Here is a 23,494-nt window from a genome sequence, read left to right on the forward strand (position 1 = left end):
CGATGCGACGTTGGCTGCCCGACCTGCCTTCACACTACCGCTGGTTCGACCACCTGGGCTGGTGGATGCTGCGCCTGGCGGCACTGGCGGTGCTCGCCTTCCTGATCCTGCCGATCGCGGCCATCGTACCGCTGTCGTTCAGCGACAGCACCTTCCTGGCCTACCCGATCGAAAACTGGTCGCTGCGCTGGTACCGCGAGATGTGGCATGCGCCCGAGTGGATCCGCGCCGCGCGCAACAGCTTCATCGTCGCGCCGGCCGCCACGGTGATCGCCACCGTCCTGGGCACGCTGGCCGCCATGGGCCTGGCCCGCACGCGCTTTCCCGGCAAGGAGTTGATCAACAGCATCGTGGTCGCGCCCATGGTGGTGCCCATCGTCGTCGTGGGGGTCGGCACCTACCTGTACTTCGCGCGGCTGGGGCTCAACGACTCGTACCTGGGACTGATCCTGGTGCATGCCGCGTTGGGCGCACCCTTCGTCGTCACCACCGTGCTGGCCACGCTGCAAAACTTCAACACCAATCTGGTGCGCGCGAGCCTGAGCCTTGGCGCAGGGCCGCTGGAGACCTTCCGCCGCGTCACCCTCCCCGTCATCGCGCCGGGCGTGATCTCCGGCGCCCTGTTTGCCTTTGCCACCTCGTTCGACGAGGTCGTCGTGACCCTGTTTTTGGCCGGACCTGATCAAGTCACTCTGCCGCGGCAGATGTTCACGGGCATTCGGGAGAACATCTCGCCCACCATCGCCGCGGTAGCGACGCTGCTGACGCTGTTCACCACCGCCCTGATGCTGACGCTGGAGTGGCTGCGCGGCCGCCGGCGCTGACCCCATCCCCCCATCGACCATGCCCCACCAACCTCTCGGCGGCAATGCGATGCCGCGCTTTGGCGGCCCGGCAACCATGATGCGGCTGCCCGCCGCGACCTCGCCCGACGGGCTGGACGCCGCCTTCATCGGCGTGCCGCTGGACATCGGCACCAGCCACCGGCCGGGCGCCCGCTTCGGCCCACGCCAAATCCGGGCCGAATCGTGCCTGCTGCGCCCGTACAACATGGCCACGGGCGCGGCGCCGTTCGACACGCTGCAGGTCGCCGACCTGGGCGACGTGCCGATCAACACCTTCCACCTGCCCAAATCGGTCCAGATCATCGAGCAGCACTACCGCCCGATCGTCGATGCGGGCTGCATCCCGCTGACGCTGGGCGGCGACCACACCATCGTGCTGCCCATCCTGCGGGCGGTGGCCGCGCGCCACGGGCCGGTGGCCCTCATCCATGTGGATGCGCACGCCGACGTCAACGAGCACATGTTCGGCGAACCCCTGGCGCACGGCACCCCCTTTCGCCGCGCGGTGGAGGACGGCCTGCTGCAAGGGGACAAGGTGTGGCAGATCGGCCTGCGCGGCACGGGCTACGCGGCGGACGACTTCGACTGGCCGCGGGCGCAGGGCTTCCACATCGTGCCCGCGCACGAGGTCTGGTGGCGCTCGCTGGCGCCGCTGATGGCCGAGGTGCGGGCCGCCATCGGGCCGGACACCCCCACATACCTGAGCTTCGACATCGACGGCATCGACCCGGCCTATGCCGGCGGCACCGGCACGCCGGAAGTCGGGGGCCTGAGCGTGCCGCAGGCGCTGGAGATCGTGCGCGGCTGCCGCGGGCTCAATCTGGTGGGCTGTGATCTGGTCGAAGTGTCGCCGCCCTACGATCCCAGCGGCAACACCGCCTTGCTGGGGGCCAACCTGCTGTACGAGATGCTGTGCGTGCTGCCCGGCGTGGCCTATCGCTGATCGGGGCGGCCCGATATGCCCCGGGCTGTATCGGCCGCGCGGCCCGCACAGCGCCGCGGCGGCTGTCACCCGCTGTACCGGTCGCACCGGCGCCTTCGCGCTACAGTGTCGCCATCTTTTGGACGTGACGGAGACGACGATGGACATGAAGGCCTCCCCGCTGGCCCAGCTCAAGGACCCGACGCTGCTCAAGACCGACGCTCTGATCGACGGACAGTGGGTGTCGGGCGCCGAGCGATTCGACGTGCATGACCCCGCCACAGGGCAAAAGCTGGCCGACGTGGCCAAGCTGGGCCCCGCCGACGCCGAAGCGGCCATCGCCGCCGCCAACGCCGCCTGGCCGGCGTGGCGCAACAAAACGGCCAAGGAGCGCGCCAACATCCTGCGCAAGTGGTACGACCTGCTCATGGCCAACCAGGACGACCTGGGCCGCCTGATGACCGCCGAGCAGGGCAAGCCCCTGCCCGAGGCCAAGGGCGAGGTCGCCTACGGCGCCAGCTTCGTCGAATGGTTTGCCGAGGAGGCCAAGCGCGTCAACGGCGAGACCCTGCCCCAGTTCGACAACAACCGCCGCCTGCTGGTGCTGCGCCAGCCGATCGGCGTGTGCGCGGCAATCACGCCGTGGAACTTCCCGCTGGCGATGATCACCCGCAAGGTAGCGCCCGCACTGGCCGCCGGCTGCCCGGTCGTCATCAAACCGGCGGAGCTGACGCCGCTGACCGCGCTGGCCGCGGCCGAACTGGCCATCCGCGCCGGCATCCCGGCCGGGGTGCTCAACGTGCTGACCAGCGACGGGCCGGGCAGCGTGGAAATCGGCAAGGTGCTGTGCGCGAGCGACGTGGTGCGGCACCTGAGCTTCACCGGCTCCACCGAGGTCGGCCGCATCCTGATGGCGCAGTGCGCCCCCACGGTCAAGAAGCTGTCGCTGGAGCTGGGCGGCAATGCGCCGTTCATCGTCTTCGACGATGCCGACATCGATAGCGCGGTCGAAGGGGCGTTTGCCAGCAAGTACCGCAACGCCGGCCAGACCTGCGTCTGCTCCAACCGCATCTATGTGCAGGAAGGTGTGTACGAGGCCTTCGTGCAAAAGTTTGCGGCCAAGGTGGCCACGGCCAAGGTCGGCAACGGCTTCGAGGACGGGGTCAACCAAGGCCCGCTCATCGAGGAGGCCGCGGTCCAAAAGGTGCAACGCCACGTCGAAGACGCCATCGCCAAAGGTGGCCGCGTGCTGACCGGCGGCCGGCGCCTCGGTGGGCTGTTTTACGAACCCACCGTGATCGCCGACGCCCGCCCCGACATGCTGTGCGCGAAGGAAGAAACCTTCGGGCCGTTCGCGCCGGTGTTCAAGTTCCGCACCGAGCAGGAGGCCATCGACGCCGCCAACGCGACCGAGTACGGGCTGGCCAGCTACTTCTACAGCCGCGACGTGGGTCGCATCTTCCGCGTCGCCGAGGCGTTGGAGTACGGCATGGTTGGCATCAACGTCGGCATCCTGGCCACGGAGCACGTGCCGTTCGGCGGCGTCAAGCAGTCCGGCCTGGGCCGCGAGGGCTCGCACCACGGCATGGACGAGTACGTGGAGCTGAAGTACGTCTGCATCGGCGACGTGCTGAAGTGACGTGACCGAGCGGCCGGGGGTGGCCGTACACTGGCGACGCCCCCTGCCGATGGTCTCCGCACGCATCCCATGATCCGTTGTCTCTGGCGGCTGCTGGCCGCCTTCGCCTGGCTGGTGGCGGCGCACGGCCAGGCCGCCGGCGCCGCCAGCCCCCTCCTCGACCGCACCGCCGCGCCAGCACCGGACACCGCGGCCGCGCCCTCCGGCCACCGGCCGCGCATCGGGCTGGTCCTGTCGGGCGGAGGGGCACGCGGCTTCGCGCACGTCGGCATCCTGAAGGCGCTGGAGGCGGCGCGTGTGCCGGTGGACGTCATCGCCGGCACCTCCATGGGCGCCATCATCGGCGGCCTGTACGCCAGCGGCATGGACCCGGCCGCGCTGGAGCGGGAGATTCTGGCGGTGGACTGGGGTCGGCTATTCGACGACCGCCCGCCCCGGCAGGACCTGACCCAGCGCCGCAAGGAGGAGGACTTCACCTACTCGCCTGCGGTGCGGCTGGGCTTCAAGGACGGCCAGTTCCAGTTCCCCAAGGGGGTGGTGTCGAGCCGGTCGCTCGAGCTGCTGCTGCGCCGCTACACCCTGCACACCCGGCACCTGCCGGACTTCGACGCGCTGCCTACGCCCTTTCGCGCCGTGGCGACCGATATGGAGACGGGCGAACCGGTGCTGCTCTCGTCGGGGGATCTGGCCGCCGCCTTGCGCGCCAGCATGTCGGTGCCGGGCGTGTTTTCGCCGCTGGAGTGGGACGGCCGCATCCTCGGCGATGGCGGCCTGGTCAACAACTTGCCGGTGGACGTCGCGCGGGCGATGGGGGCGGAGATCGTCATCGCCGTCAACATCGGCACCCCGCTGGCCCGCCGCGAAACGCTGGGCACCGCGCTGGGCGTCACGGTGCAGATGATCAACATCCTGACGGAGCAAAACGTCCGCCGCAGCATCGAGGGCCTGAACCGCCGCGACCTGTTGCTGACCCCCGATCTGGGCTCGCTGACGGCGGCCAGCTTCGACCAGGGCCCGGCGCTGATGGCGATCGGGGAGCGCTACGGGGCCTCCGTGATCGAGGCCCTGCGGCGCTTCGCGCTCGACGAAGTGGCCTACGCGGCGTGGCAGTCCGCGCGGCAGACGCGGCACGAGGCCCTGCTGGCAACGCTGCCCGACTCGCTGGCCTTCGTGCGCATCGAGGGCGTCTCGTCGGCACAGGCGGCGCGGCTGATGCGGCAAATCGACGTGGCCCCAGGCGATGCCCTGGAGCCGCACCGCATCGAGGAGGACCTGGGCCGGCTGGTGGCGCTGGACGACTACGTCCAGCTCGACTACCGGCTGGCGCCCGCCACCGACGGCACGGGCGAGGGCCTGATCTACCGGCTGCGCGACGACGACGGGGCGCGGCACCAGCTTCGGCTCGGACTGGACTTGCAGACCGACTTCCAGGGCCAGGGTGACTTCCGTTTGCGCCTGAGCCATACGCTGCGCGACGCCGGCCACCGGGGCGCCCAGTGGCGCACCCGGGTGGAGCTGGGCGCGACGGTGGCGCTGGGCACCGAGTGGTACCAGCCGCTGGGCGACGACCGCAGCCGCTTCACGAGCGCGTACGCGGACCATGAACTGCGCAAGATCGAGTGGTTCGACGCCGGCGGCGACCCCCTGGCGCTGTTCCACCGCCGCACCACGCGCATCGGCGCCGACCTGGGCTGGCACCTGGGGCGGGCTGGCAACTGGGGCGACGTGCGCGTCGGTGCGATCGCCGCACGCCGCCACTCGCTGATCGACTACGACAACCAGCGGGTCGGCCGCGGCACACTGCGCGACGTGGGCTGGCGCGAGTATGCGTGGCGCCTGGCGTGGGTCTCGGATCAGCTGGACCACGCCAACTTCCCCGGGCAGGGGCACCGCTACCAGATCGAGTGGCAACGCGGCCACTACCGCGCCCGGGGGACCGCGACGGACTTCATCCGCTGGGAGGCGAGCCTCAACGAGGTCTTTCGCGGCGGGCCGCACGTCTGGAACCTCTACGGACGCCTCAGCCGCTCCACCGCGCTGCCGCCGGGCGCCGCAGACGAGTACTCGCTGGGCGGCTTTCAGCAGCTCTCCGGCTACCGGGTCGGCCAAGTGGCCGGCAATGCCCTGATGCTGCTGCGGCTCGGCTATTACCGGCAACTGTCGCTGAATCCGGGCGTGGCGCGGGCGCTGTTCGTCGGAAGCACGCTGGAGGCCGGCGGGGCCTGGGATGCGACGGAGCGGCTGCGCCTGTCGGGCTACCGCGACAACCTGCGCTGGGGCAGCAGCGTATACCTGGGCGCGGACACGGCCATCGGCCCCGTCTACCTCGGCCTGGTGCACGCCCCCCGCGGCTACACGGGCCTGTACTTCCTGCTCGGCAAACCGTGAACGGCCCGGCCCCGCCCGGGCTTTGCTCTACAATACTGGGGCGACGCGGGCGTCGTTCAATGGTAGGACCTGAGCTTCCCAAGCTCAAGACGTGGGTTCGATTCCCATCGCCCGCTCCAGCATCCCCGCAGCCGGCATGCCGCCGGTTCCTGCAACCGATGGCACGTCCGGCCGTCGACGAGCTCCCCACACCGTGTTCAAGAACCTGACGGTCTTTCGCATCGGCGACGGCTTTGCCGCGACCCTGGAACAGATGGAGCAGGCCCTGGCGGCCCTGCCCTTCCACCCCTGCGGCCCCACCCAGATGCAGAGCGAGGGCTGGGTGCCACCGCGCGGCCAGCCCCATGCCCCCCTGGTCGAGTCGGTGGCGGGCCACCGGTTGATGCGCTACCGCATCGAGACCAAGCGCGTGCCCGGGGCCGTCGTCAAGCGCGCGCTGCAGGCGCGCTGCGCCCAGATCGAAGCCACCGAGGGCCGCCAGCCGGGCCGGCGCGAGCAACGCGACCTGAAGGAAGCGATCCTGCAGGAGCTGCTGCCGATGGCCTTCGCGCAGGCGGTGGACGTGCAGATCTGGCTCGACGTGGGCGCGGGGCGCATCGCCTTCGACAGCACGTCGCCCAAGCGCGTGGACGCGGTGGTGACCGCCCTGGTCCGGGCGCTGGACGGGCTGCGTGTCGAGCCGCTGGAGACGGCACTGTCCCCGGCGACGGCGATGGCCGGCTGGCTCGGCTCCGCGCCGCAGGACTGGCCCACGCACTTCGCCCCTGGCCGCGACGCCGAACTCAAGAGCGACGGCGACAGCCCCGCGGTGGTGCGCTTCACCCGCCACGTGCTCGACACCGAGGATATGCAGCGGCACCTGGCGCAGGGCAAGCGGCCGACCAAGCTGGCCCTGGACTGGGACGGCCGCGTGGCCTTCGTGTTGACCGACAGCGCACAACTGCGCCGATTGGCGTTTCAGGACGGGGTGTTCGAGGACAACGATGCGGGCGAGGCGGATGGCTTCGACACCGACGCCGCCATCGCCACGGGCGAGCTGTCCGCGCTGATCAGCGACCTGATCGCGGCGCTGGGCGGCGAGGCGCCGCGCTGAATCACCCTTTGAGCACCTGACCGTCGCCCCCGGTGACGCGGACGTCGATCGGGATGCCCTGCTGCACGCTCATCGAGATGGTGCAGAACTCCTCGAACTGCCCGAGGATGCGGTCGAGATGCTCGTACGCGTCCCCGGGGCGCTCCAGCCGAATCTCGACTTCGATGCGCTGCACCCGCAGGCGATTGGCGGCGTTGCGGCCCACCGTGGCGCGCGCCACCGCGGTCAGGGTACCCGGGTCCTGCTTGAATTTGGTGAGCGCAAACGTCAGGCTCGCGCTCAGGCAATTGGCCACCGCCGCCAGCAGCAGGTGTTTCGGCGTGGGGCCGTTGGCTTGACCCAGCGGGGGTGGTTCGTCGCTGAACAGCGTGGGCGTGTCCAGCCCGAAATCGATCTCGAATTGATAGCCGTTGCGTCGAACCAGCGTGATGGTGGTGGGCGTATCCATACTCGGGTTTCTCCGGATGTGAATCGGTCGCGGGCCTTGCGATGGATCAAGGACTGTCGCAGTGAGCACACCCATCATACAAACTCCCAAGGGTATGAATGACGAACGGGGGACACCGCCATGCACCGATTCGATTCCGATCGCCGCCAAACGCTGGCACGGCTGGCCGCCATGGGGGCCACCGCGCTGGCCGCCGACGCGGCGCGTGCCCAGGCGGCAACGCCGCCCGCTGTGGACAGCAAGGCCCGCATCGTCATCGTCGGTGCCGGGGCGGCCGGGCTGGCCAGCGCCTCGCATCTGCGCCGCCGCCTCCCCCAGGCGAGCATCACCCTCATCGACGCGCGGCGCGATCACTACTACCAGCCCGGGTTCACGCTGGTGGGCGCCGGCATCAAGCCGATGAACTACGTCGTCTCCTCGACGCGGGAATACATCCCGCAGGGCGTCGACTGGATCGAGGAGGCCGCCGCGGAGATCGACCCGGAAGCCCGCCACGTGGTGACATCGAGCGGGCGCAAGGTGGGCTACGACTTCTTGGTCGTGGCCTGCGGGCTGGAACTGAACTACGGCGCGATCGAGGGCATGGATACGGCATGGATCGGCCGTGACGGGGTAGGCAGTGTCTATCAGGGCCCCCAGGCCGCCGCCGCCACGTGGCAGGCCATGTCCGCCTTTGCCGAACGGGGCGGGGTCGGTTTGTTTGGCCGGCCGCACACGGACATGAAGTGCGCCGGCGCGCCGCTGAAGTACGCTTTCATCACCGATGACCGCCTGCGCCGCGCCGGCAGCCGCGGCAAAGCCGAGCTGCACTACCTGGCCCCGCAGAAGGTGCTTTTCTCCGTCCCCATCGTGTCCGAGAAGGTGCGCATGCTGTTTCAGGACCGCGGCATCCGCACCCATTACGAGCACCAGCTCGTGTCCCTAGACCTGGGACGCCGGTTGGCGACCTACCGCTCCCCCGCCGGGACGACGGAGCTGCAGTACGACTTCATCCACGTCGTGCCGCCGATGCGCGCGCCGCAGGTGGTGCGCAACAGCCCGCTGCCGTGGCAAGACGGGCCGTTTGCGCGCGAGAGCTGGATGGAGGTGGACCGCGAGACGCTGCGCCACAAGCGCTATGCCAATGTGTTCGGCGTGGGCGACATCGCCGGCGTGCCCAAGGGCAAGACGGCGGCCAGCGTCAAATGGCAAGTGCCGGTGGCGGTGGACCACCTGGTCGGCGACATCACGGGCAAGCCCTCGACCGAAAAGTACAACGGCTACACCTCGTGCCCGCTGATCACCCGGCTGGGCCGTGCGATGCTCATCGAATTCGACTACCAGGACAACCTCTACCAGTCCTTCCCCGGCTTCATCGCGCCGCTGGAGGAGCTGTGGGTGAGTTGGGTGATGAAGACGATGGCCCTCAAACCCACCTATCTGAGCATGCTGCGCGGCCGCGCCTGAGGCCCCGCCGCCCATTCGGAGAACCTGCCCATGAAAACCTACGATCCCTTGGTGTTTCTTGCGGTATTCCACGAGATGCTCGGCCCGCTGCTGTGGGTGTTGCCGCTGCTCGCGCTGGCGACGGTGGTGGGATTCGTGTGGGTGTGGCGGCGCGACGGTCGCATCGTCTCGCGCCGGATGGTCCAGTCGGAGCTGCTGGGGCTGCTGGGGGGCGCCGTGGCCCTCGTGATCATGGCGGCGGTGTCGTCGTCGGGTTTCACCGATGCGGCGGGGCCGGCCGACTGGTTCTTGATCCTGATCGTCTACGGCGTCGGCTTCGTCGCCACCACACTGCTCGCCTATACCGTCATGGGCTGGCTGTCGCGGCCGGCGCGCCGCCCGGCTTGACCGCTTCATCCGCGCATGACGGCTGGGTTAGCGGTGCATCACCCACCGCCCCGCTGCATGTAGAGATCGAAGCGGCGCATGAAGCGCTGGCGTGCATCGGCACTGACACCCTCGAAGCAAAACCCCACCCACAGCCGGGGCAGCTGCATCAGCGCGAGGGTCCGTGGCGGCAACGGCCGCCAGGTCAGCACCAACTCGCCCTCGCCAAGGCCAATCCGCGCCCCGTCGCCGTCGCGCGACCACGGGTGCGGACCAATCGCCGCGGGCAACCAGCCCAGCCACTCGGCAACGGTGCACCCCATGTCACGCTCGAACGAGGCGGGATAGTGCGACTGCATGCCCCATTGGCCGTGCGGGGTGACCCGATCACCCCCAGGCTCAGCCCCCCGCGATGGGCGGCCAGACGGCCAGCACGTCGCCCGGCGCCAGCCGGTGTTCGGCCCGCGCGGACGGTGGCACGAACACCCCATTGACCAGCACCAGATGCACCAGCTTCGGGGGTAGCTGGTAACGGTCGATGATCGCCTGCACGGTGGCGTCGTCGGGCACCTCCAACTCGACTTGATTGAAACGCGCGCCGGGGGGCAGGTAGTCCCCCAGCGTCGCAAACAGCTTGAATGTGATCTGCATGCGGCAACGGCTCCTCAGCGCCGGCGCGTGTCGGCCGCCCCACCCCATCGGGACTGGGCCTGGGCCGTCGCCAGATACGCCGCCATGAACTGGGTCGGATCCTGCATCAGCGCCTGCTTCCACTCGCCCAGCCGCACTTTGCCCTCGACCAGCCCGCGCAGGGCACCGACGTGGTCGGTCCAACCGACACTGTTGCACCCCACCATCACATCGCCGTCGAAGCACAGGCTCAACACCTTGTGGTGCTCGGCATCCACCCGTTCCACCCGGTCGCCACCGGGCACCCCCTGCCAGTTGCCAAAGCTGGTGGAAATGAGCCCCAGTGTGTCGAGCACGTTGATTTGCGTGACGCCGCGCAACTCGGCCCGCTGCCCCACCATGTTGAGCGCGGCCACGCGCGCCTGATCGGCGGCATTGGGCTGGATCGCGCTGACGATGGTGGTACCCGAGACCTTATCGAACGCCTCGGCGCAGTCCCCCGCCGCGTAGACGCCGGGCACGTTGGTCTGCATGTGCTCGTCGGTCAGCACGCCCTGCAGGCAGCGGATGCCGGAGTTCTCCAAAAAACCGATGGCGGGCTTGACCCCAGCGGCGATGATGACCAGATCGGCCGCGACCGCGTGGCCGCTGGACAGACGCACGTTGAGCGGGGCGCCAGGCTCGATCGCTTCCAGGCGCGTGCCGGTGTGCACTGCGACGCCCTTGGCTTCGCACCAGTCACGGATCATGCCGCCGGCGGCCGGCCCCATCATGCGCGGCACCATGCGGTCGCCCATTTCGACGATGGTCAGGGTCACGCCGCGTTGTTGCAAGGCCTCCATGATGATGCAGCCGATGAAGCCGGCGCCCAATTGCAGCACGCGGGCTCCGGGTTTGGCCCGCTCCATGATGGCGCGGGCATCCGCCAGGGTCCAGCAGTGGTGCACCCCCGGCAGGTCGATCCCGGGAATGGGCGGGCGGGCAGGCCGCGACCCGGTGGCGATCAACAGCCGGTCGTAGGTCAGGGTACGCCCGTCGCCCAGACGCACGGCGCGCGCCAGCGCATCCACCGCAGTCGCCTGCCCTTGCACGCGCTCGATGCGCAGGCGGTCGTAGTGGTCGGCCGTTTTGCGCAAGTGGGTGCCGGCCTCGTCGATGTGTCCGATCAACAGGTATGGAATCGCCATGCGCGAATACGGCGGCTCCGGCTCATCGCCCACGAGCGTGATGCGATCCGCGGGCGCGTGCTTGCGGATGGTTTCGGCCGCGATCACCCCTGCCGGTCCGGCCCCCAGAATGACGTGGTGGGTCATATCGTGCTCCCAAAAAAGAAGCGGTCACGGGGACCGCCTCCTTGTCGTCCCCAGACGGGTAGATCAAAGGCCCAGTCGCGCCTTGGTTTCGGCGGTCGGGCGGCCTTCCGCATCCCAGCCCCGCACCGCGTAGTACTTGGGCAGCATCTCGGGCAGCTTGTTGACCAGCCCCTTGGCCGGGCCGCTCTTGGCGGGCTCCGTCAGCAGGCGCGGTGGCAGGCTGTCGTCCTTGGCCGTGAAGCCGGCGGCGTTGTTGAACTCGCGCTCCATGTTCCAGATGCGCTCGCCGATGCGCTCCAGCTCCTCGGTGGTGTATTCGTCACCGCAGGCGGCGGCAACCTGCGGCGCTACGTCGGCCAGACCCCAGGCAAAACTGGTGAAGATGCAGATGCCCGCCGAGTCGAACGCCGCCGTGGCGTCTTGGAAGGCCTTGACCAGCTCGGGCTTGCCCTCGGCCGTCAAGGGGTCGGTCTTCACGGGGATGCCCAGCACCTCGGACGCCACGGTGTAGCCGCGCAGGTGGCAGGCGCCGCGGTTGCTGGTCGCGTAAGCCAAACCCATGCCCTGAATGCCCCGCGAGTCGTAGGCGGGGAACTCCTGGCCTTTGACGCTCATGGACAGCTCGGGGTGGCCGTACTTCTCGCACAGGCGTTTGGAGCCCAGGCCGATCTCTTTGCCAAACCCGACGCCGTTGGCCGTCATGTCCGCCAGCTCGCACAGGGCACGGGCGGAGCCAAACGGCGCTTCGATGCCGATCTGCTCCTTGGTCAGCACACCCAGCTCGTACAGCTCCATCACCGCGCCGACCGTGGCTCCAAAGCTGATCGGGTCCATGCCGTGCTCGTTGCAGATCAGGTTGGCGTACTGCAGCGCCTCCAAATCATTCACGCCATTGGCGGCGCCGAGCGCCCATGCGGCCTCGTACTCCAGCCCGCCGCTGGCCCCCCAGTACTGGGGCTTGTTCTGCACGCTGAAGTGCGTCTCGTCGATCTTGCTGATGCGCCCGCAGGCGATCGTGCAGCCGAAGCACGCCTGGTTGGTGACCAGGTGCGTCTTGCCGTCGGTGGGGCGTGGCGTCAGCATGGCCTCCGCCGAAATGTCCTTGGCCCCCTCGAACTGCACATCGCGGTGGTTGCGCGTGGGCAACGCGCCGATCTCGTTGATGACGTTCATCAACACCTGCGTGCCGTATTTGGGCAACCCCTGCCCGGTCACCGCGTTGTCGGCCAGGATCTTTTTCTTTTCCTTCGTGACCTGCATGAAGGCCTTCGGGTCGCGAACGTTGCCCACGCCCTTGGTGCCACGCACCGCAATGGCCTTGAGGTTTTTGCTGCCCGCCACCGCCCCAACGCCGGAGCGGCCAGCGGCGCGGTGCAGGTCGTTGACCACCGCCGCGTACAGGACCTGGTTTTCGCCCGCGCGGCCGATGCTGGAAATGCGCAGCAGCGGGTCCTGCAGCGAGCTCTTGAGGATCTCCTCCGTCTGCCAGACCGATTTGCCCCACAGGTGCGAGGCATCGCGCAGTTCGGCCACGTCGTCGTTGACGTACAGGTACACGGGTTTGGGCGACTTGCCCTCGAAAATGATCATGTCCCAGCCGGCCATCTTGAGCTCCGCCCCCCAGTAACCGCCGGAGTTGGAGCACGCGATGGCCCCGGTCAGCGGGCCCTTGGTGATGACCGTGTAGCGCCCGCCGGTGGAAGCCATGGTGCCGGTCAGCGGCCCCGTGGCCCAGATGATCTTGTTGTCGGGCGACAGCGGATCGACCTTGGGGTCCACCTCCTCGACCAAATATTTGCTGCCCAGCCCGCGCGAGCCCAGGTATTGGCGCGCCCAGGTCATGTTCAGCGGCTCGGCCGTGCAGGTGCCGGCCGTCAGATTGACGCGCAGGATTTTTCCAGCCCAAGACATGTTCGTGCTCCTTTGACGATCAGGCCGCGGCCGTCTGGTTGCCCAGTTTGTCGGCCCACTGCTTCATGCGGTCGATGCCGGTCCAATTGGCATCGATGAAGGTGATGGCGCCCGTGGGACAGGCATCGGCACAGGCCGGATCGCCACCGCACAGATCGCACTTTTGGACCTTGCCGGTTTCCTGCACGTAGTTGACCGTACCGAAGGGGCAGGCAATGGTGCACACCTTGCAGCCCACGCAGGTGGTCTCGTTGACGACCTTGGCCCCCGTGACCTTGTCAACGGTGATGGCCTCCACCGGGCAGGCGTGCAGGCACCACGCCTCGTCGCACTGGGTGCAGGTGTAGGGCACCTTGCGCCCGGTGTGGTGGAAGTCGAACACCTTGATGCGCGATTTGGACGTGGCGTATGTGCCGTAGTTTTCGAACGAACAAGCCATTTCGCACTGGAGGCAGCCCGTGCACTTGGCCGGATCGATGTGCAGCACCTTTTGCATGCTTGGTCTCCTGGGTAGCGGGGCCGCAAGGACACCCATGGGTAATTCAGCGCTTTGGTATTGTTGGAGGAGAATCCCCTGCGATCCTTGGGGATAACCCTAGGCGATCGGGGAGGCGTGCGGAATTTCTCAAAATGCGACAGTGAACGTGTAGGACGGGCATCGCGCCGAATCGGCATTTGCCGTCCAATTGCCTGGCGGAGCCCCAAAACGATCAGGAGACGACCTTGGCCCTTGCCCCCACCCGCCCCGGCGAATCGGTCAGCCCGCGGCCGATCCCCCCGCACGCCCGCACCGTCGCCATCGACCAGGCCCGGCGCCGAATGCTCGACGACCCCCATTTCGACGGGGACGCGCCAGGCCTGGAGCCATGGATCGTGTCCTCGTGGCGCCGATGCTTGGCGCGAGGGCAACGTCCGCGCGAGCGGGTGGTGTTCGACAGCGTCAGCGCCGCCGCCATGCGGCGAACGCTGGAGGCCAGCCAAGCCCTGCGTCGCGCGGCCAGCCCCATCATCGACCGGACGTTGGGCCGGGCGATGTCCGACACCGGCTACTTTGCGCTGCTGACCGATCCGCACGGGGTGGTCATCGATGTGCATGGCCCGGTCGATCCCAGCAACCGCCATGTCCACGCGATTGCCCGCATCGGCGTGGACCTGTCGGAGGGGGCCATCGGCACCTCGGCCATCAGCGCCGCGCTGGCCGAGCGGATACCGGTTTGGCTGCACCGGGGGGAGCATTTTTTTGACGATACGGCGGTCTACAGCTGCGCCGGGGCACCACTGTTCGACCCCGACGGCGCGTGCATCGGCATGCTGGATCTGACGGGCGTCATGGCGCCGGAGCGCCGCGCCCTCAAGCACCTGGTCAGCGTGACGGCGCGCCGCATCGAAAACGCGCTGGTGCTGTTGCGCCCCCATGCCCTGAGCCTGCGGCTCACCTGGCCGGGGCACCTGCCGGGCGATGACGACGACGGCATCCTGGTCCTCGATGCCGACGGGCACATCGTGGGCGCCAACCGCACGGCCACCGAAATGCTGGACCTGCGCCCCGGCACGGAAGCGAGCACGGGCGGCTGGCCCCACGCGGACGAGGTGTTTGCCGTGCCGTATGGCGACCTGTTCGGTGCCGCGCGACGGGGGCGCGGGCCGCTCGAAGTGCCCAGTTGGCTGGGGCTGCGGCTGCTGGTGCTGGCGCAGTCGGGGCACGACGACGCGCAGCACGGGGCGGCCCTGCCCCTCAAAAGCCGGGAGGCGGCTCTGATCCGCCACGCCGTGGCGCAAGCCGGCGGCAATGTGGCCGAAGCGGCGCGGCAACTGGGGATCAGTCGCGCCACCGTTTACCGCAAGCTGGGCCAGCGCTGAGCCCGCCGCGCCGTCAGCGCGAGGCGTTTGGGCGAAACGGCCTCACCCCATCGACCGTAAAGCTGGCGATGGCGGCCTGCCCTTGCGGACCGGTGATCCAGTCGATGAAGGACTGCCCTGCGGCCGCCTTGACGTGGGGATGGCGCGCCGCATTGACCAGGATCACCCCATAGGGATTGTCCAGACGCGCATCCCCCTCGACCAGGACGGCCAGTTGAGCGCGGTTTTTGAAGCTCTGCCACGTGCCCCGGTCGGTCAACACATAGGCGCCGATACCCGCGGCGATGTTCAAGGCCGCCCCCATGCCGCAGCCACAGAGTCGGTAGCCGCGGCCGGGAGTCGGCAGCCCCGCCAGCGCCCAGTAGCGCAACTCGGCCGCATGCGTGCCGCTCTTGTCACCGCGCGAGACGAAGGGCGCATCCGCGCGGGCGATTTGGCGAAAGGCCGCAACGATGTCATGCCCCGAGGCACCGGCTGGATCCGCCCTGGGGCCCACCAGCACAAAGTCGTTGACCATCACATCGTGCCGCTGCACGCCCCAGCCCTCGGCCACCAGGCGTTCCTCCGCCTCTTTGTCGTGCACGAACACCACGTCCGCATCCCCCCGGCGGGCCATGTCCAGCGCCTGACCGGTACCCAGTGCCACCACCTTGACCTCGATACCGGTGGCCTGCCGAAAACGTGGCAACAAGTGGGCAAACAAACCCGACTGCGCCGTGGACGTGGTCGAAGCCACGACGATCGTCTGCGCACGTGCCCCCCCGCTGAGCAACCCGATGGCGAGGATGCACGCCCAGGCCATGCGGCTCATGCCGACTCCTCCTGAACGAAGGCATGGGCGCGCGGCGAATGCCGCGCGAGCGCCTCGGGGCAAAAAAACGCCTCCACCGGCAAATCGGCCAGAATTCGCCCCCCTTCCAGATAGACGACACGGCTGGCCAGCCGCCGCACCTGCCCCAAATGGTGGCTGCTGAAGATCAAGGTTCCCCTGCCTACATCGGCCGGCGAGGCATCGGGAACGGTGAAGGTGCGGATCAGGGCCTCGACCTCCTGCCGCGCCTGCGGGTCGAGGCTGGCGGTGGGCTCATCCAACAGCCACACGCTGGGGCGCTGCGCCCAGGCGCGGGCCAAGGCCAGCCGTTGCTGCTGCCCCCCCGACAGGGCTCGCCCGTTGCGCCCCGCATGGTCCGCCAGGCCCACGCGCTCCAGCGCTTGCAGCGCCAGCGCTCGCGCCGGTGCCCAGCGCTGCCCTTGCAACCACAGCCCGATCGCCACGTTGTGCAGCGCGCTCAGGCGCATCAGGTACGGCTGCTGGAACACCAAGGCCGCACGCACCCCGGGGGCGCGGTGCAGCTCGCCCTCCACCGGCAACAGGCCCATGAGCGCACGCAGCAGCGTGCTCTTGCCACTGCCGTTGCTGCCCACCAGCGCCACGCGCTCACCGGGCTGCACACGCAGGTCGATCCCGCGCAACGCATGCACCTGCCCCATCGGGCCCAGACGGACGTGCACCCCCCGCAAGTCGTACAGCGGCGTCATGCGCGCCCCCCCGCCGGTGTGAGCGCATCCACCCGTTCGCGCCAGCGCCGCAGCAGCGCCACCAGGGCATTCAGCACCAGCACCACCCCCAGCAGGACGATGCCCAGCCCCAGCGCCAGCGGCAGATCGCCCTTGCTGGTCTCCAGCGCGATCGCCGTCGTCATGACGCGGGTAAAACCCTCGATATTGCCGCCCACGACCATCACCGCCCCCACCTCCGAGACCGCGCGCCCAAAGGCGGTGATCACGACCGTCAGCAAGGCATACCGCTCATCCCAGGCGAGCAGCCAGCCGCGCCACAATGTCCCGGCGCCCAGCGCCCGCAACTGCTCGCCGTGCTGGGACTCCACATCCTCGACCACTTGGCGCGTGAGTCCAATCACCAGCGGCAACACCAGCACCGTCTGCGCCAACACCATGGCCTGAAACGTGAACAACCAGCCCAGAAAGCCCAGCGGCCCGGAGCGGGACAGCAGCAGATACACCACCAACCCGATCACCACCGAGGGGACCGCCAGCAAGCTGTTCACCAGCGTAACGACGGCCGCGCGCCCCGGAAAACGCGCCACGGCCAGCCACGTCCCCATCAGCAACCCCAGCCCGCACGCCAGCGCGCAGGCCGCCGCGCTGACCGCCAGCGAGCGCGCGACGATCTGCCACAACGTCGCGTCGCCCGACAGCACCAACCCCCAGGCAAGGGCCAACCCCTGTGCAAATGACTCCATGGCCGCCCATCGTAGCGGCCGACCGAGCGTCGGGTGCCCGCGGCTTTCCCGGTATGCAGCGGCGTGCATAGGCCTGGGGCGGCCCGTGGCGCGCGCACACCCATCACATCGGGCACACTGTGGGCATGCGCAGGATTGGGCTTCACTACCATCTGGACGACACGGGACGGGATCATGCCGCCCCGCTGCGCAACCCCTTGATGGACCTGCTGTACGCCGTGCGCACCGGGGGCTCGATCTCGGCCGCAGCGCGCGCGCTGAGATGGTCGTACCGGCATGCCTGGGGACAGCTCAAATCGTGGGAGGATCGGCTGGGCCAACCGCTGGTGCATTGGGAGCGGGGCCAGGCCGCCACCCTCACCCCGTTTGCCGAAAAGCTCATCTGGACCGAGCGGCTGGCGCAGGCTCGCCTGACGCCGCAGATCGAGGCCCTGCGCGCCGAGCTGGAGCGCACCTTCGCGCTGGCCTTCGACCCGGACAGCCATGTGCTGCCGCTGTACGCCAGCCACGACGACGCCCTGCCGCTGCTGCAGACATACGCTGCCGAACACGCGCGTCTGCACTTGGACATCCGCTTCTGCGGCAGCGTGGAAGCGCTGCGCGCGCTCAACGACGGGCGCTGCGCGGTGGCTGGCTTTCACACCCGCGAGCAGCCGGGCGTCGACAGCCCCGCTGCGCAGGCCTACCGGCCACTGCTTGCCCCGGGGCGGCACAAGTTGCTGGGCTTTGCACGGCGCTGGCAGGGCCTGATCGTCCCCCCGGGCAATCCGCGCCGGCTGCGCGGTCTGGCGGACGTCGCGCGCTGGCGGCTGCGTTACGTCAACCGGCCCGAAGGCACTGGCACCCGGTTGCTGTTGGATGAGTTGTTGCGCGACGCAGGCCTGCAACCGCAGGAGCTGTCGGGCTACGATCGCTGCGAGCCCTCACACGCCGCCGTCGCGCAGACGGTGGCCTGCGGCGACGCCGATGCGGGCCTGGGCACACAGGCGGCCGCGCAACGGCTGGGGCTGGGCTTCGTCCCCTTGGTGCGCGAACGCTATGCCCTCGCCTGCCTCAAGACTGCCTTGGAGCAACCCGGGCTGCGCGCCCTGCGCGGCGTGTTGACCTCGGACGCCTGGCAGGCGCGACTGGCCGACATTCCGGGCTACGCGCCGCAGGACTGCGGCACCGTCCTCTCACTGACCGCGACGCTGCCGTGGTGGCGACTGCCCCCGAAGGCCCGGCCCCGGCCGGCCGCGGCGTCAGAATAGCTCCCGCTCCGCTTCCAGATACGCCAGACTGGTGTATTTGCCGATGTTGGAGTCGAACCCCGCCATCCCCCGCGCCCGCGCAGCCACGCGCGGGTCCTTGAGCACGAGATCCTTGGCCTTTTCCAGCGGCACGCCGTCCTTGACCGCCTGCACGCACGGCTCCCAAATGCCCTTGAGGAAGGTGCCGTAGTCGCGCAGCAGCGTCTTGCCGCCGCGCCCGTGCCCCGGCCACCACACCTGGTCACCGGCCGCCTGCTGGAGCGCATCGTAGTACTTGAACGTCCCAGGGTAGGAGCCATCGTCGATGTTGGCGATGCGGTTTTCCATCGCAATGTCGCCGACGTAGGTGAAGCGATCCTGCACCACCTCCACGCACAGATCGGACGGCGTGTGCGCCTTGCCATAGTGGTGCATGCGCAAAGTGACATCCCCAAAATTGAACGTCTGTCCGTGCTGCACCGGCCGGTTGGGCGCCACCACTTGGGTGCCCATCGTGGCCTGGTTGGTCCAGCGCTCCATCAGGCTGCGCCACAGGCTGCCTTCGGCGCCTTTGACCTGCTCGATGGTGTGCGGCAGGGCATAGATCGGCAGCGCCTCGCCATACGTCTTGACGAACGCGTGGTTGCCCAGCCAGTGGTCGCCATGGTAATGGCTGTTGAAGATCGCCACCACAGGCTTGTCGGTCACGGTGCGGATCATGCGGATGACCATCTCGCCGTGTTGCAGCGAGCAACCGGAGTCGAGCATCACCACCCCCACCGAGGTGACGACGAACACCACGTTGGCCATCACACCACGGTTTTCCGGCGTGGGAAAGCCGTCCTGGGCGTAAATCATCCAAACGTGGGGCGCGATGCGCTCGGGCTTCACATCGGGCACCGGCGGCCCCTCGATAAAGTCCTGCAACTGCTGGGCAAACAGCCGCACCTCCGGCATGGTGGCGAGGCCGGCCCCCACCAGGCCGGAGCCAGCGGCGATTTGCAACCAGCGGCGGCGGGACAGGGCGGCAGAAGACATGGGGCAACTCCTTCGGGGGCAGGCTCGGGGCCGAGCGGCTTTCGACCCTCTTTTTTTGATCGTTCGATAAGCATACAACGATTGCACCGGCACGGCGACGCCCAGCGACAGCCCACCGACGCCGCGCGGACGGCGCAGCGATGCGCTACGCTGCACGGCCATGACACCCCCGCCCGCCCCTGTCCGCGACGCCCCGACCGGCCCTCGGGCGTCACCCCGATCGCTGTCGGGCCTGTGGCCCTTCGTGCGGCCCTACCGTGCCCGTGTCGCGCTGGCGCTGCTGTTCCTGCTCGGCGCGGCGGCGGCCACGCTGGCGCTGCCGCTGGCCCTGCGCACCCTCATCGACCAAGGGCTGGTGGCGGCGCAGCCGGGGGAGCGTGTCATGGCACTGCGCACGCATTTCTGGACGCTGTTTGCCGTGGCGGGTGCGCTGGGCGTGTTTGCGGCGCTGCGCTTTTACAGCGTCACCTGGCTGGGCGAGCGCATCACCGCCGACGTGCGCAATGCGGTCTACGCCCACGTCATCCGGCAAAGCCCCGCGTTTTTCGAGACCACGCGCACGGGCGAGGTGCTGTCGCGCCTGACCACCGACACCACCCTCGTGCAAACCGTCATCGGCTCCAGCCTGTCGATGGGCTTGCGCAACGGGCTGATGGGGCTGGGTGCGCTGGTCATGCTGATCGTCACCAACCCCTATGTGATGGCGCAGGTGCTGGCCATCCTGGCGCTCGTCGTCGTGCCGGCGCTGGCGTTCGGGCGCCGGGTGCGGCGGCTGAGCCGCGCCAGCCAGGACCGGGTCGCGGACGCCAGCGCCATCGCGGGCGAGGTGCTCAACGCCATCCCCGTCGTCCAAAGCCATGGACAGGAGGCCCGCGAGGCGGCCCGCTTTGCCCGCGCCACCGAAGCCGCATTCGACACGGCGCGCCGGCGCACCCGCATGCGAGCGCTGCTGATCGCCTTCGTGATCGTCGCCACCGCCGCCGCGCTGCTGTGGGGGCTGTACCAGGGCACGCAGGCGGTGCTGGCCGGGCGCATCAGCGCCGGACACCTGGGGCAGACGGTGGTCTATGTGATCCTGCTGGTCAGCTCCGTGGCCGTGCTGTCCGAGGTGTATGGCGACGTGCTGCGCGCCGCCGGCGCCACCGAGCGGCTGATGGAGCTGCTTTCGGCCCGATCGGCCATCGCGTCACCGGCGCAGCCGCGCCCTTTGCCGCCCGTCTCGGGCGGCTCGGCGGTGGCGCTGGAGGGGGTGGAGTTTCGCTACCCCTCGCGCCCCGACACGGCGGCGCTGCTGGACTTCACCCTGCATGTGCGCCCGGGCGAGACGGTGGCGCTGGTCGGGCCCAGCGGGGCGGGCAAGAGCACGGTGTTCCAACTGCTGCTGCGCTTTTACGACGTGCAGCGCGGCCGGGTGCTGCTGGACGGCGTGCCGGTGCAGGCGGCCGACCTGCATGCGCTGCGCCAACGCATCGGCCTCGTGCCGCAGGACAGCGTGATCTTTTCGACCAACGCCCTGGAAAACATCCGCTACGGCCGCCCCGACGCCAGCGACGATGAGGTGATCGCCGCAGCCCAGGCAGCCTTTGCCGACGACTTCATCCGTGCGCTGCCGCAGGGCTACCACACCTTTCTGGGCGAACGCGGTGTGCGCCTGTCCGGCGGGCAGCGCCAGCGCATCAGCATCGCGCGGGCCCTGCTGCAAAACCCGCCGTTGCTGCTGCTCGACGAAGCCACCAGCGCCCTGGACACGCACAGCGAGCGCATGGTGCAGGCCGCGCTGGAGGCGGCGATGCGCAACCGCACCACCCTCGTGATCGCCCACCGCCTGTCCACGGTCCAGCGCGCCGACCGCATCGTGGTCATGGACCACGGCCGCATCGTGGAGACGGGCACACACGCCGAACTGCTGGCCCGCGGCGGCCTGTACGCCCGGCTGGCGGCCATGCAATTCGCCGCCGACGGGCCCGCCCCGGCCTGAGCGTCACACCCCCAGCGAGGCCCCCGCCCCCATCAGCGTCAGCACCCCCAACCCGGCAAAAATGGCGGCCGCCACTCCATGCACCAGCCGCATCGGAATGCGGTTGGCCAGCTTGTCGCCCACGAATACCGCCGGCACGTCGGCGATCAACATGCCCAGCGTGGTACCGATGACCACCATCAGCGGCGAGGCGTAGTGCACCGCCATCGCCACGGTGGCTATCTGCGTCTTGTCACCCATCTCGGCCAGAAAGAAGGTCACCAGCGTGGCCCCAAAGACCCCAAAGCGCCGCGCGATCGATACCTCGTCTTCCTCGATCTCGTCGGGGACCAGCGTCCAGACCGCCATCGCGATGAACGACAAACCCAGCCCCCAACGCAGCACCTGGGGGCTGACGGTGGCGGTGATCCAGGCACCCAGCGCACCGGCCAGGCCGTGGTTGGCCACCGTCGCGACCAGGATGCCCAGGATGATCGGCAGTGGCTTTTTGAAGCGGGCCGCCAGCAGGAAGGCGAGCAGCTGCGTTTTGTCGCCGATTTCGGCCAGGGCGACGACGCCCGTCGAGACGAAGAGAGATTCCATGGACAGTTCCCGGCCGGCGCGAAGACGAACGACCACGGCGCATCCCCGGCCGAGTCGGAGGCACCCTGGTCAAAGGTCTTGCCAAGTCCGGAAACCGCCTGCGCCATGGCAAAGATGCCAAGCATGTTGACGCAGGCCTCTGACGGTCGCAGAGCGGCTACTCCCCAGTGACGGCACGGATTGTACAAACAAGGAGTACGGCGCCGTCGGCGCAGAAATCATCGACTCGATCTGAGCGGCGACGGAGGAAATCGGCGGCCCGAGCAACCGTGTCTATGAACCGTCCCGGGAATCTGAGAGGCGGTTCACAGTGGGCTTTGCCCAGACAGCGCAACCTCCAGATCGGCCGCGATTTTCTTCTTGTCGCGCATCGTCAGGATTTTCGCGTCAAGGGTCCTGCTTGCCGGTAGCCACCGGAATGGGCCATCCCGTGGAAAGCCGAGAAAGGCGGCTTGCGCTGGCTTAGGACCCACGCAAACGGGGACGTGGCCGCTTCGATGGGCAATTTTTCAACGGCCTGTTAATCGGTCTTATCACAACCTGCCACACAACGTGGCGGTCATGCAGTCAAACCCCACGCGCTTTTTCACTGCACGCGACAGGCGCAAATGGCAATTGAATCCAGGATCGCCATGGACGGCCGCGCCCGGGAGCGAGGTGATGCAGACGGAACACCTGATCCCCACCTGCGGCGCTCACGGCCATCGCGCTCAACCCTGCGCAAGCGCAAGCGCTGCGCAAAATTTGCTTCTGAGAGCATTCAGTTTCTCAGGGCTGATCGTGCCCGTTTCCAGTACTTTCATGATTTGCACCGGCTTGAGGTCGCCGCGCCCGGGAAGATTGAGGCCGAGAAACGCTTCCATGTGCGTGGGAAGGAATTCGGGGGCCGCCAGACGATGCGGGCCAGCCCGGTGGCGCAGGAACTCGTTGACGGCTTTGTGGTGCTTCTTGTCACCGTCGTCGTCGAGGATGAGCCCATAGGGGATGCCAAAACGATCCAGCAACGCCATGTAGCGGTGAAAGTTGTACTTGCCCAGCACATCGACGATGGCGATGCGGTGACGGGTCAGGTCGTGCCAGTCTCGTGCCAGCAGCCAGCTGAAGAGCGCTTTCTCGGTCGCACCTTCCACCAGAAGCACCCGGTCGGCAAAGAACATGGCCGCACGCTCGGAGTCCAGCCAGAGCTGGTATCGAAACCGCTCCTCCTGCGCGGCAATGTCCTCGTCGGCATCCGCGGAGTGGAGCAGTTCTCGCGCGTCCTTCTTGTCCTGTTCGGCAATCGAAGGATCGTCAACAAATTCCTGGAGGCATTGAGCCTGTCAGGAATTTTGTGTTTGAGGCATAGCATGTTGGAAAGGAGCATCTATGCCAAGCAAGAAGAAGCCGGCGGCGAGCCTGTCAGGAATTTTGTGTTTGAGGCATAGCATGTTGGAAAGGAGCATCTATGCCAAGCAAGAAGAAGCCGGCGGCAGCCTGTCAGGAATTTTGTGTTTGAGGCATAGCATGTTGGAAAGGAGCATCTATGCCAAGCAAGAAGAAGCC

The 23,494-nt window shown here is 68.4% G+C and carries 22 protein-coding genes, 1 tRNA gene and 1 riboswitch; of the genes, 11 read left to right on the top strand and 12 right to left on the bottom strand.

Translation table 11 applies throughout. From position 1 onward, the window contains the following. The first annotated feature begins 2 nt into the window (after positions 1 to 2). From ACK4TH_RS01365 to ACK4TH_RS01390, 6 genes are all read left to right on the top strand, one after another. The gene (locus ACK4TH_RS01365; RefSeq protein ID WP_409621568.1) at positions 3 to 824 is read left to right on the top strand and encodes an ABC transporter permease; all 822 of its coding nucleotides are present in this window, start codon (positions 3 to 5) and stop codon (positions 822 to 824) included. Positions 825 to 843: 19 nt separating this feature from the next. Further along, on the top strand, positions 844 to 1,788 hold the full coding sequence (speB, locus tag ACK4TH_RS01370; RefSeq protein ID WP_409621571.1) for an agmatinase: 945 nt from the start codon (positions 844 to 846) through the stop codon (positions 1,786 to 1,788). A 139-nt stretch (positions 1,789 to 1,927) separates the two neighbouring features. After that, positions 1,928 to 3,406, top strand: a complete 1,479-nt coding sequence (locus ACK4TH_RS01375) for an NAD-dependent succinate-semialdehyde dehydrogenase (protein WP_409621574.1) — start codon at positions 1,928 to 1,930, stop codon at positions 3,404 to 3,406. Positions 3,407 to 3,475: 69 nt separating this feature from the next. Then, complete coding sequence (locus ACK4TH_RS01380) at positions 3,476 to 5,794, top strand: patatin-like phospholipase family protein (RefSeq protein WP_409621577.1); 2,319 nt, start codon at positions 3,476 to 3,478, stop codon at positions 5,792 to 5,794. Positions 5,795 to 5,839: 45 nt separating this feature from the next. Further along, positions 5,840 to 5,913, top strand: a tRNA-Gly gene (locus tag ACK4TH_RS01385). Positions 5,914 to 5,987: 74 nt separating this feature from the next. Continuing rightward, positions 5,988 to 6,887 (top strand): recombination-associated protein RdgC, encoded by a 900-nt coding sequence (locus ACK4TH_RS01390; protein ID WP_409621580.1) that lies wholly within the window; start codon positions 5,988 to 5,990, stop codon positions 6,885 to 6,887. A gap of 1 nt (position 6,888) precedes the next feature. Here the strand turns inward: ACK4TH_RS01390 and ACK4TH_RS01395 are convergent, their stop codons facing one another. Then, positions 6,889 to 7,335, bottom strand: coding sequence for an OsmC family protein (locus ACK4TH_RS01395; RefSeq protein WP_409621584.1), 447 nt, complete (start codon positions 7,333 to 7,335; stop codon positions 6,889 to 6,891). A gap of 120 nt (positions 7,336 to 7,455) precedes the next feature. On the opposite strand from ACK4TH_RS01395, the gene ACK4TH_RS01400 reads away from it, so the two are divergent. Together ACK4TH_RS01400 and ACK4TH_RS01405 are read left to right on the top strand one after the other, a co-directional pair. Next, entirely contained in the window at positions 7,456 to 8,781 is a 1,326-nt protein-coding gene (locus ACK4TH_RS01400) for an NAD(P)/FAD-dependent oxidoreductase (protein ID WP_409621587.1), read from the top strand. Positions 8,782 to 8,811: 30 nt separating this feature from the next. Next, complete coding sequence (locus ACK4TH_RS01405; protein ID WP_409621590.1) at positions 8,812 to 9,168, top strand: DUF5368 domain-containing protein; 357 nt, start codon at positions 8,812 to 8,814, stop codon at positions 9,166 to 9,168. Positions 9,169 to 9,206: 38 nt separating this feature from the next. Here ACK4TH_RS01405 and ACK4TH_RS01410 read toward each other — a convergent pair whose 3' ends face one another. From ACK4TH_RS01410 to ACK4TH_RS01430, 5 genes are all read right to left on the bottom strand, one after another. Next, positions 9,207 to 9,506, bottom strand: a complete 300-nt coding sequence (locus ACK4TH_RS01410; protein WP_409621593.1) for a hypothetical protein — start codon at positions 9,504 to 9,506, stop codon at positions 9,207 to 9,209. Between the two features lie 40 nt (positions 9,507 to 9,546). Continuing rightward, positions 9,547 to 9,798, bottom strand: coding sequence for a MoaD/ThiS family protein (locus ACK4TH_RS01415; RefSeq protein ID WP_409621596.1), 252 nt, complete (start codon positions 9,796 to 9,798; stop codon positions 9,547 to 9,549). A 14-nt stretch (positions 9,799 to 9,812) separates the two neighbouring features. After that, positions 9,813 to 11,090 (bottom strand): NAD(P)/FAD-dependent oxidoreductase, encoded by a 1,278-nt coding sequence (locus tag ACK4TH_RS01420; RefSeq protein WP_409621599.1) that lies wholly within the window; start codon positions 11,088 to 11,090, stop codon positions 9,813 to 9,815. A gap of 63 nt (positions 11,091 to 11,153) precedes the next feature. Continuing rightward, positions 11,154 to 13,001, bottom strand: coding sequence for an aldehyde ferredoxin oxidoreductase family protein (locus tag ACK4TH_RS01425; RefSeq protein WP_143969087.1), 1,848 nt, complete (start codon positions 12,999 to 13,001; stop codon positions 11,154 to 11,156). A gap of 19 nt (positions 13,002 to 13,020) precedes the next feature. Continuing rightward, positions 13,021 to 13,497 (bottom strand): 4Fe-4S dicluster domain-containing protein, encoded by a 477-nt coding sequence (locus tag ACK4TH_RS01430; RefSeq protein ID WP_068607592.1) that lies wholly within the window; start codon positions 13,495 to 13,497, stop codon positions 13,021 to 13,023. A 227-nt stretch (positions 13,498 to 13,724) separates the two neighbouring features. Here ACK4TH_RS01430 and ACK4TH_RS01435 point away from each other — a divergent pair, with 227 nt between their 5' ends. Then, positions 13,725 to 14,861 carry a helix-turn-helix domain-containing protein gene (locus ACK4TH_RS01435; RefSeq protein WP_409621604.1) on the top strand — a complete coding sequence of 379 codons (1,137 nt, stop codon included), beginning with the start codon at positions 13,725 to 13,727 and terminating at the stop codon, positions 14,859 to 14,861. A 13-nt stretch (positions 14,862 to 14,874) separates the two neighbouring features. On the opposite strand, the gene ACK4TH_RS01440 is transcribed toward ACK4TH_RS01435, so the two are convergent. From ACK4TH_RS01440 to ACK4TH_RS01450, 3 genes are read right to left on the bottom strand one after another with little or no spacing between them, the layout of a single operon-like run. After that, complete coding sequence (locus tag ACK4TH_RS01440) at positions 14,875 to 15,672, bottom strand: substrate-binding domain-containing protein (RefSeq protein WP_409621607.1); 798 nt, start codon at positions 15,670 to 15,672, stop codon at positions 14,875 to 14,877. After that, positions 15,669 to 16,400, bottom strand: a complete 732-nt coding sequence (locus tag ACK4TH_RS01445) for an ATP-binding cassette domain-containing protein (RefSeq protein ID WP_409621610.1) — start codon at positions 16,398 to 16,400, stop codon at positions 15,669 to 15,671. The genes ACK4TH_RS01440 and ACK4TH_RS01445 overlap by 4 nt, the downstream gene beginning before the upstream one ends. After that, positions 16,397 to 17,125: an ABC transporter permease gene (locus tag ACK4TH_RS01450; protein ID WP_409621613.1), complete on the bottom strand. Its 729-nt coding sequence runs from the start codon at positions 17,123 to 17,125 to the stop codon at positions 16,397 to 16,399. The genes ACK4TH_RS01445 and ACK4TH_RS01450 overlap by 4 nt, the downstream gene beginning before the upstream one ends. Before the next feature lie 125 nt (positions 17,126 to 17,250). Between ACK4TH_RS01450 and ACK4TH_RS01455 the strand changes: the two genes are divergently transcribed. After that, positions 17,251 to 18,375, top strand: a complete 1,125-nt coding sequence (locus ACK4TH_RS01455) for a substrate-binding domain-containing protein (protein WP_409621616.1) — start codon at positions 17,251 to 17,253, stop codon at positions 18,373 to 18,375. On the opposite strand, the gene ACK4TH_RS01460 is transcribed toward ACK4TH_RS01455, so the two are convergent. Continuing rightward, the gene (locus ACK4TH_RS01460) at positions 18,367 to 19,392 is read right to left on the bottom strand and encodes an MBL fold metallo-hydrolase (RefSeq protein WP_409621619.1); all 1,026 of its coding nucleotides are present in this window, start codon (positions 19,390 to 19,392) and stop codon (positions 18,367 to 18,369) included. The two genes, ACK4TH_RS01455 and ACK4TH_RS01460, sit on opposite strands and share 9 nt — an antisense overlap. Before the next feature lie 160 nt (positions 19,393 to 19,552). Here ACK4TH_RS01460 and ACK4TH_RS01465 point away from each other — a divergent pair, with 160 nt between their 5' ends. Beyond that, entirely contained in the window at positions 19,553 to 21,370 is a 1,818-nt protein-coding gene (locus ACK4TH_RS01465) for an ABC transporter transmembrane domain-containing protein (RefSeq protein ID WP_409621622.1), read from the top strand. Between the two features lie 3 nt (positions 21,371 to 21,373). On the opposite strand, the gene ACK4TH_RS01470 is transcribed toward ACK4TH_RS01465, so the two are convergent. Together ACK4TH_RS01470 and ACK4TH_RS01475 are read right to left on the bottom strand one after the other, a co-directional pair. Further along, positions 21,374 to 21,952 (bottom strand): TMEM165/GDT1 family protein, encoded by a 579-nt coding sequence (locus tag ACK4TH_RS01470; RefSeq protein WP_409621625.1) that lies wholly within the window; start codon positions 21,950 to 21,952, stop codon positions 21,374 to 21,376. Between the two features lie 4 nt (positions 21,953 to 21,956). After that, positions 21,957 to 22,130: riboswitch (yybP-ykoY riboswitch) on the bottom strand. A 532-nt stretch (positions 22,131 to 22,662) separates the two neighbouring features. Further along, positions 22,663 to 23,109: an ATP-dependent endonuclease gene (locus ACK4TH_RS01475; RefSeq protein WP_409621628.1), complete on the bottom strand. Its 447-nt coding sequence runs from the start codon at positions 23,107 to 23,109 to the stop codon at positions 22,663 to 22,665. Positions 23,110 to 23,494: the final 385 nt, after the last annotated feature.

Origin of the sequence: Tepidimonas sp., from assembly GCF_046292505.1 — a bacterium.
Taxonomy (GTDB): Bacteria; Pseudomonadota; Gammaproteobacteria; order Burkholderiales; family Burkholderiaceae_C; genus Tepidimonas.

What these genes read in the sequence shown, in the direction of transcription:
- ACK4TH_RS01365 (WP_409621568.1), top strand. Translation starts at nt 3, where the DNA reads ATGCGACGTTGGCTGCCCGACCTGCCTTCACACTACCGCTGGTTCGAC.
- speB (WP_409621571.1), top strand. Translation starts at nt 844, where the DNA reads ATGCCCCACCAACCTCTCGGCGGCAATGCGATGCCGCGCTTTGGCGGC.
- ACK4TH_RS01375 (WP_409621574.1), top strand. Translation starts at nt 1,928, where the DNA reads ATGGACATGAAGGCCTCCCCGCTGGCCCAGCTCAAGGACCCGACGCTG.
- ACK4TH_RS01380 (WP_409621577.1), top strand. Translation starts at nt 3,476, where the DNA reads ATGATCCGTTGTCTCTGGCGGCTGCTGGCCGCCTTCGCCTGGCTGGTG.
- ACK4TH_RS01395 (WP_409621584.1), bottom strand. Translation starts at nt 7,335, where the DNA reads ATGGATACGCCCACCACCATCACGCTGGTTCGACGCAACGGCTATCAA.
- ACK4TH_RS01400 (WP_409621587.1), top strand. Translation starts at nt 7,456, where the DNA reads ATGCACCGATTCGATTCCGATCGCCGCCAAACGCTGGCACGGCTGGCC.
- ACK4TH_RS01405 (WP_409621590.1), top strand. Translation starts at nt 8,812, where the DNA reads ATGAAAACCTACGATCCCTTGGTGTTTCTTGCGGTATTCCACGAGATG.
- ACK4TH_RS01410 (WP_409621593.1), bottom strand. Translation starts at nt 9,506, where the DNA reads ATGCAGTCGCACTATCCCGCCTCGTTCGAGCGTGACATGGGGTGCACC.
- ACK4TH_RS01415 (WP_409621596.1), bottom strand. Translation starts at nt 9,798, where the DNA reads ATGCAGATCACATTCAAGCTGTTTGCGACGCTGGGGGACTACCTGCCC.
- ACK4TH_RS01420 (WP_409621599.1), bottom strand. Translation starts at nt 11,090, where the DNA reads ATGACCCACCACGTCATTCTGGGGGCCGGACCGGCAGGGGTGATCGCG.
- ACK4TH_RS01425 (WP_143969087.1), bottom strand. Translation starts at nt 13,001, where the DNA reads ATGTCTTGGGCTGGAAAAATCCTGCGCGTCAATCTGACGGCCGGCACC.
- ACK4TH_RS01430 (WP_068607592.1), bottom strand. Translation starts at nt 13,497, where the DNA reads ATGCAAAAGGTGCTGCACATCGATCCGGCCAAGTGCACGGGCTGCCTC.
- ACK4TH_RS01440 (WP_409621607.1), bottom strand. Translation starts at nt 15,672, where the DNA reads ATGAGCCGCATGGCCTGGGCGTGCATCCTCGCCATCGGGTTGCTCAGC.
- ACK4TH_RS01445 (WP_409621610.1), bottom strand. Translation starts at nt 16,400, where the DNA reads ATGACGCCGCTGTACGACTTGCGGGGGGTGCACGTCCGTCTGGGCCCG.
- ACK4TH_RS01450 (WP_409621613.1), bottom strand. Translation starts at nt 17,125, where the DNA reads ATGGAGTCATTTGCACAGGGGTTGGCCCTTGCCTGGGGGTTGGTGCTG.
- ACK4TH_RS01455 (WP_409621616.1), top strand. Translation starts at nt 17,251, where the DNA reads ATGCGCAGGATTGGGCTTCACTACCATCTGGACGACACGGGACGGGAT.
- ACK4TH_RS01460 (WP_409621619.1), bottom strand. Translation starts at nt 19,392, where the DNA reads ATGTCTTCTGCCGCCCTGTCCCGCCGCCGCTGGTTGCAAATCGCCGCT.
- ACK4TH_RS01465 (WP_409621622.1), top strand. Translation starts at nt 19,553, where the DNA reads ATGACACCCCCGCCCGCCCCTGTCCGCGACGCCCCGACCGGCCCTCGG.
- ACK4TH_RS01470 (WP_409621625.1), bottom strand. Translation starts at nt 21,952, where the DNA reads ATGGAATCTCTCTTCGTCTCGACGGGCGTCGTCGCCCTGGCCGAAATC.
- ACK4TH_RS01475 (WP_409621628.1), bottom strand. Translation starts at nt 23,109, where the DNA reads ATGTTCTTTGCCGACCGGGTGCTTCTGGTGGAAGGTGCGACCGAGAAA.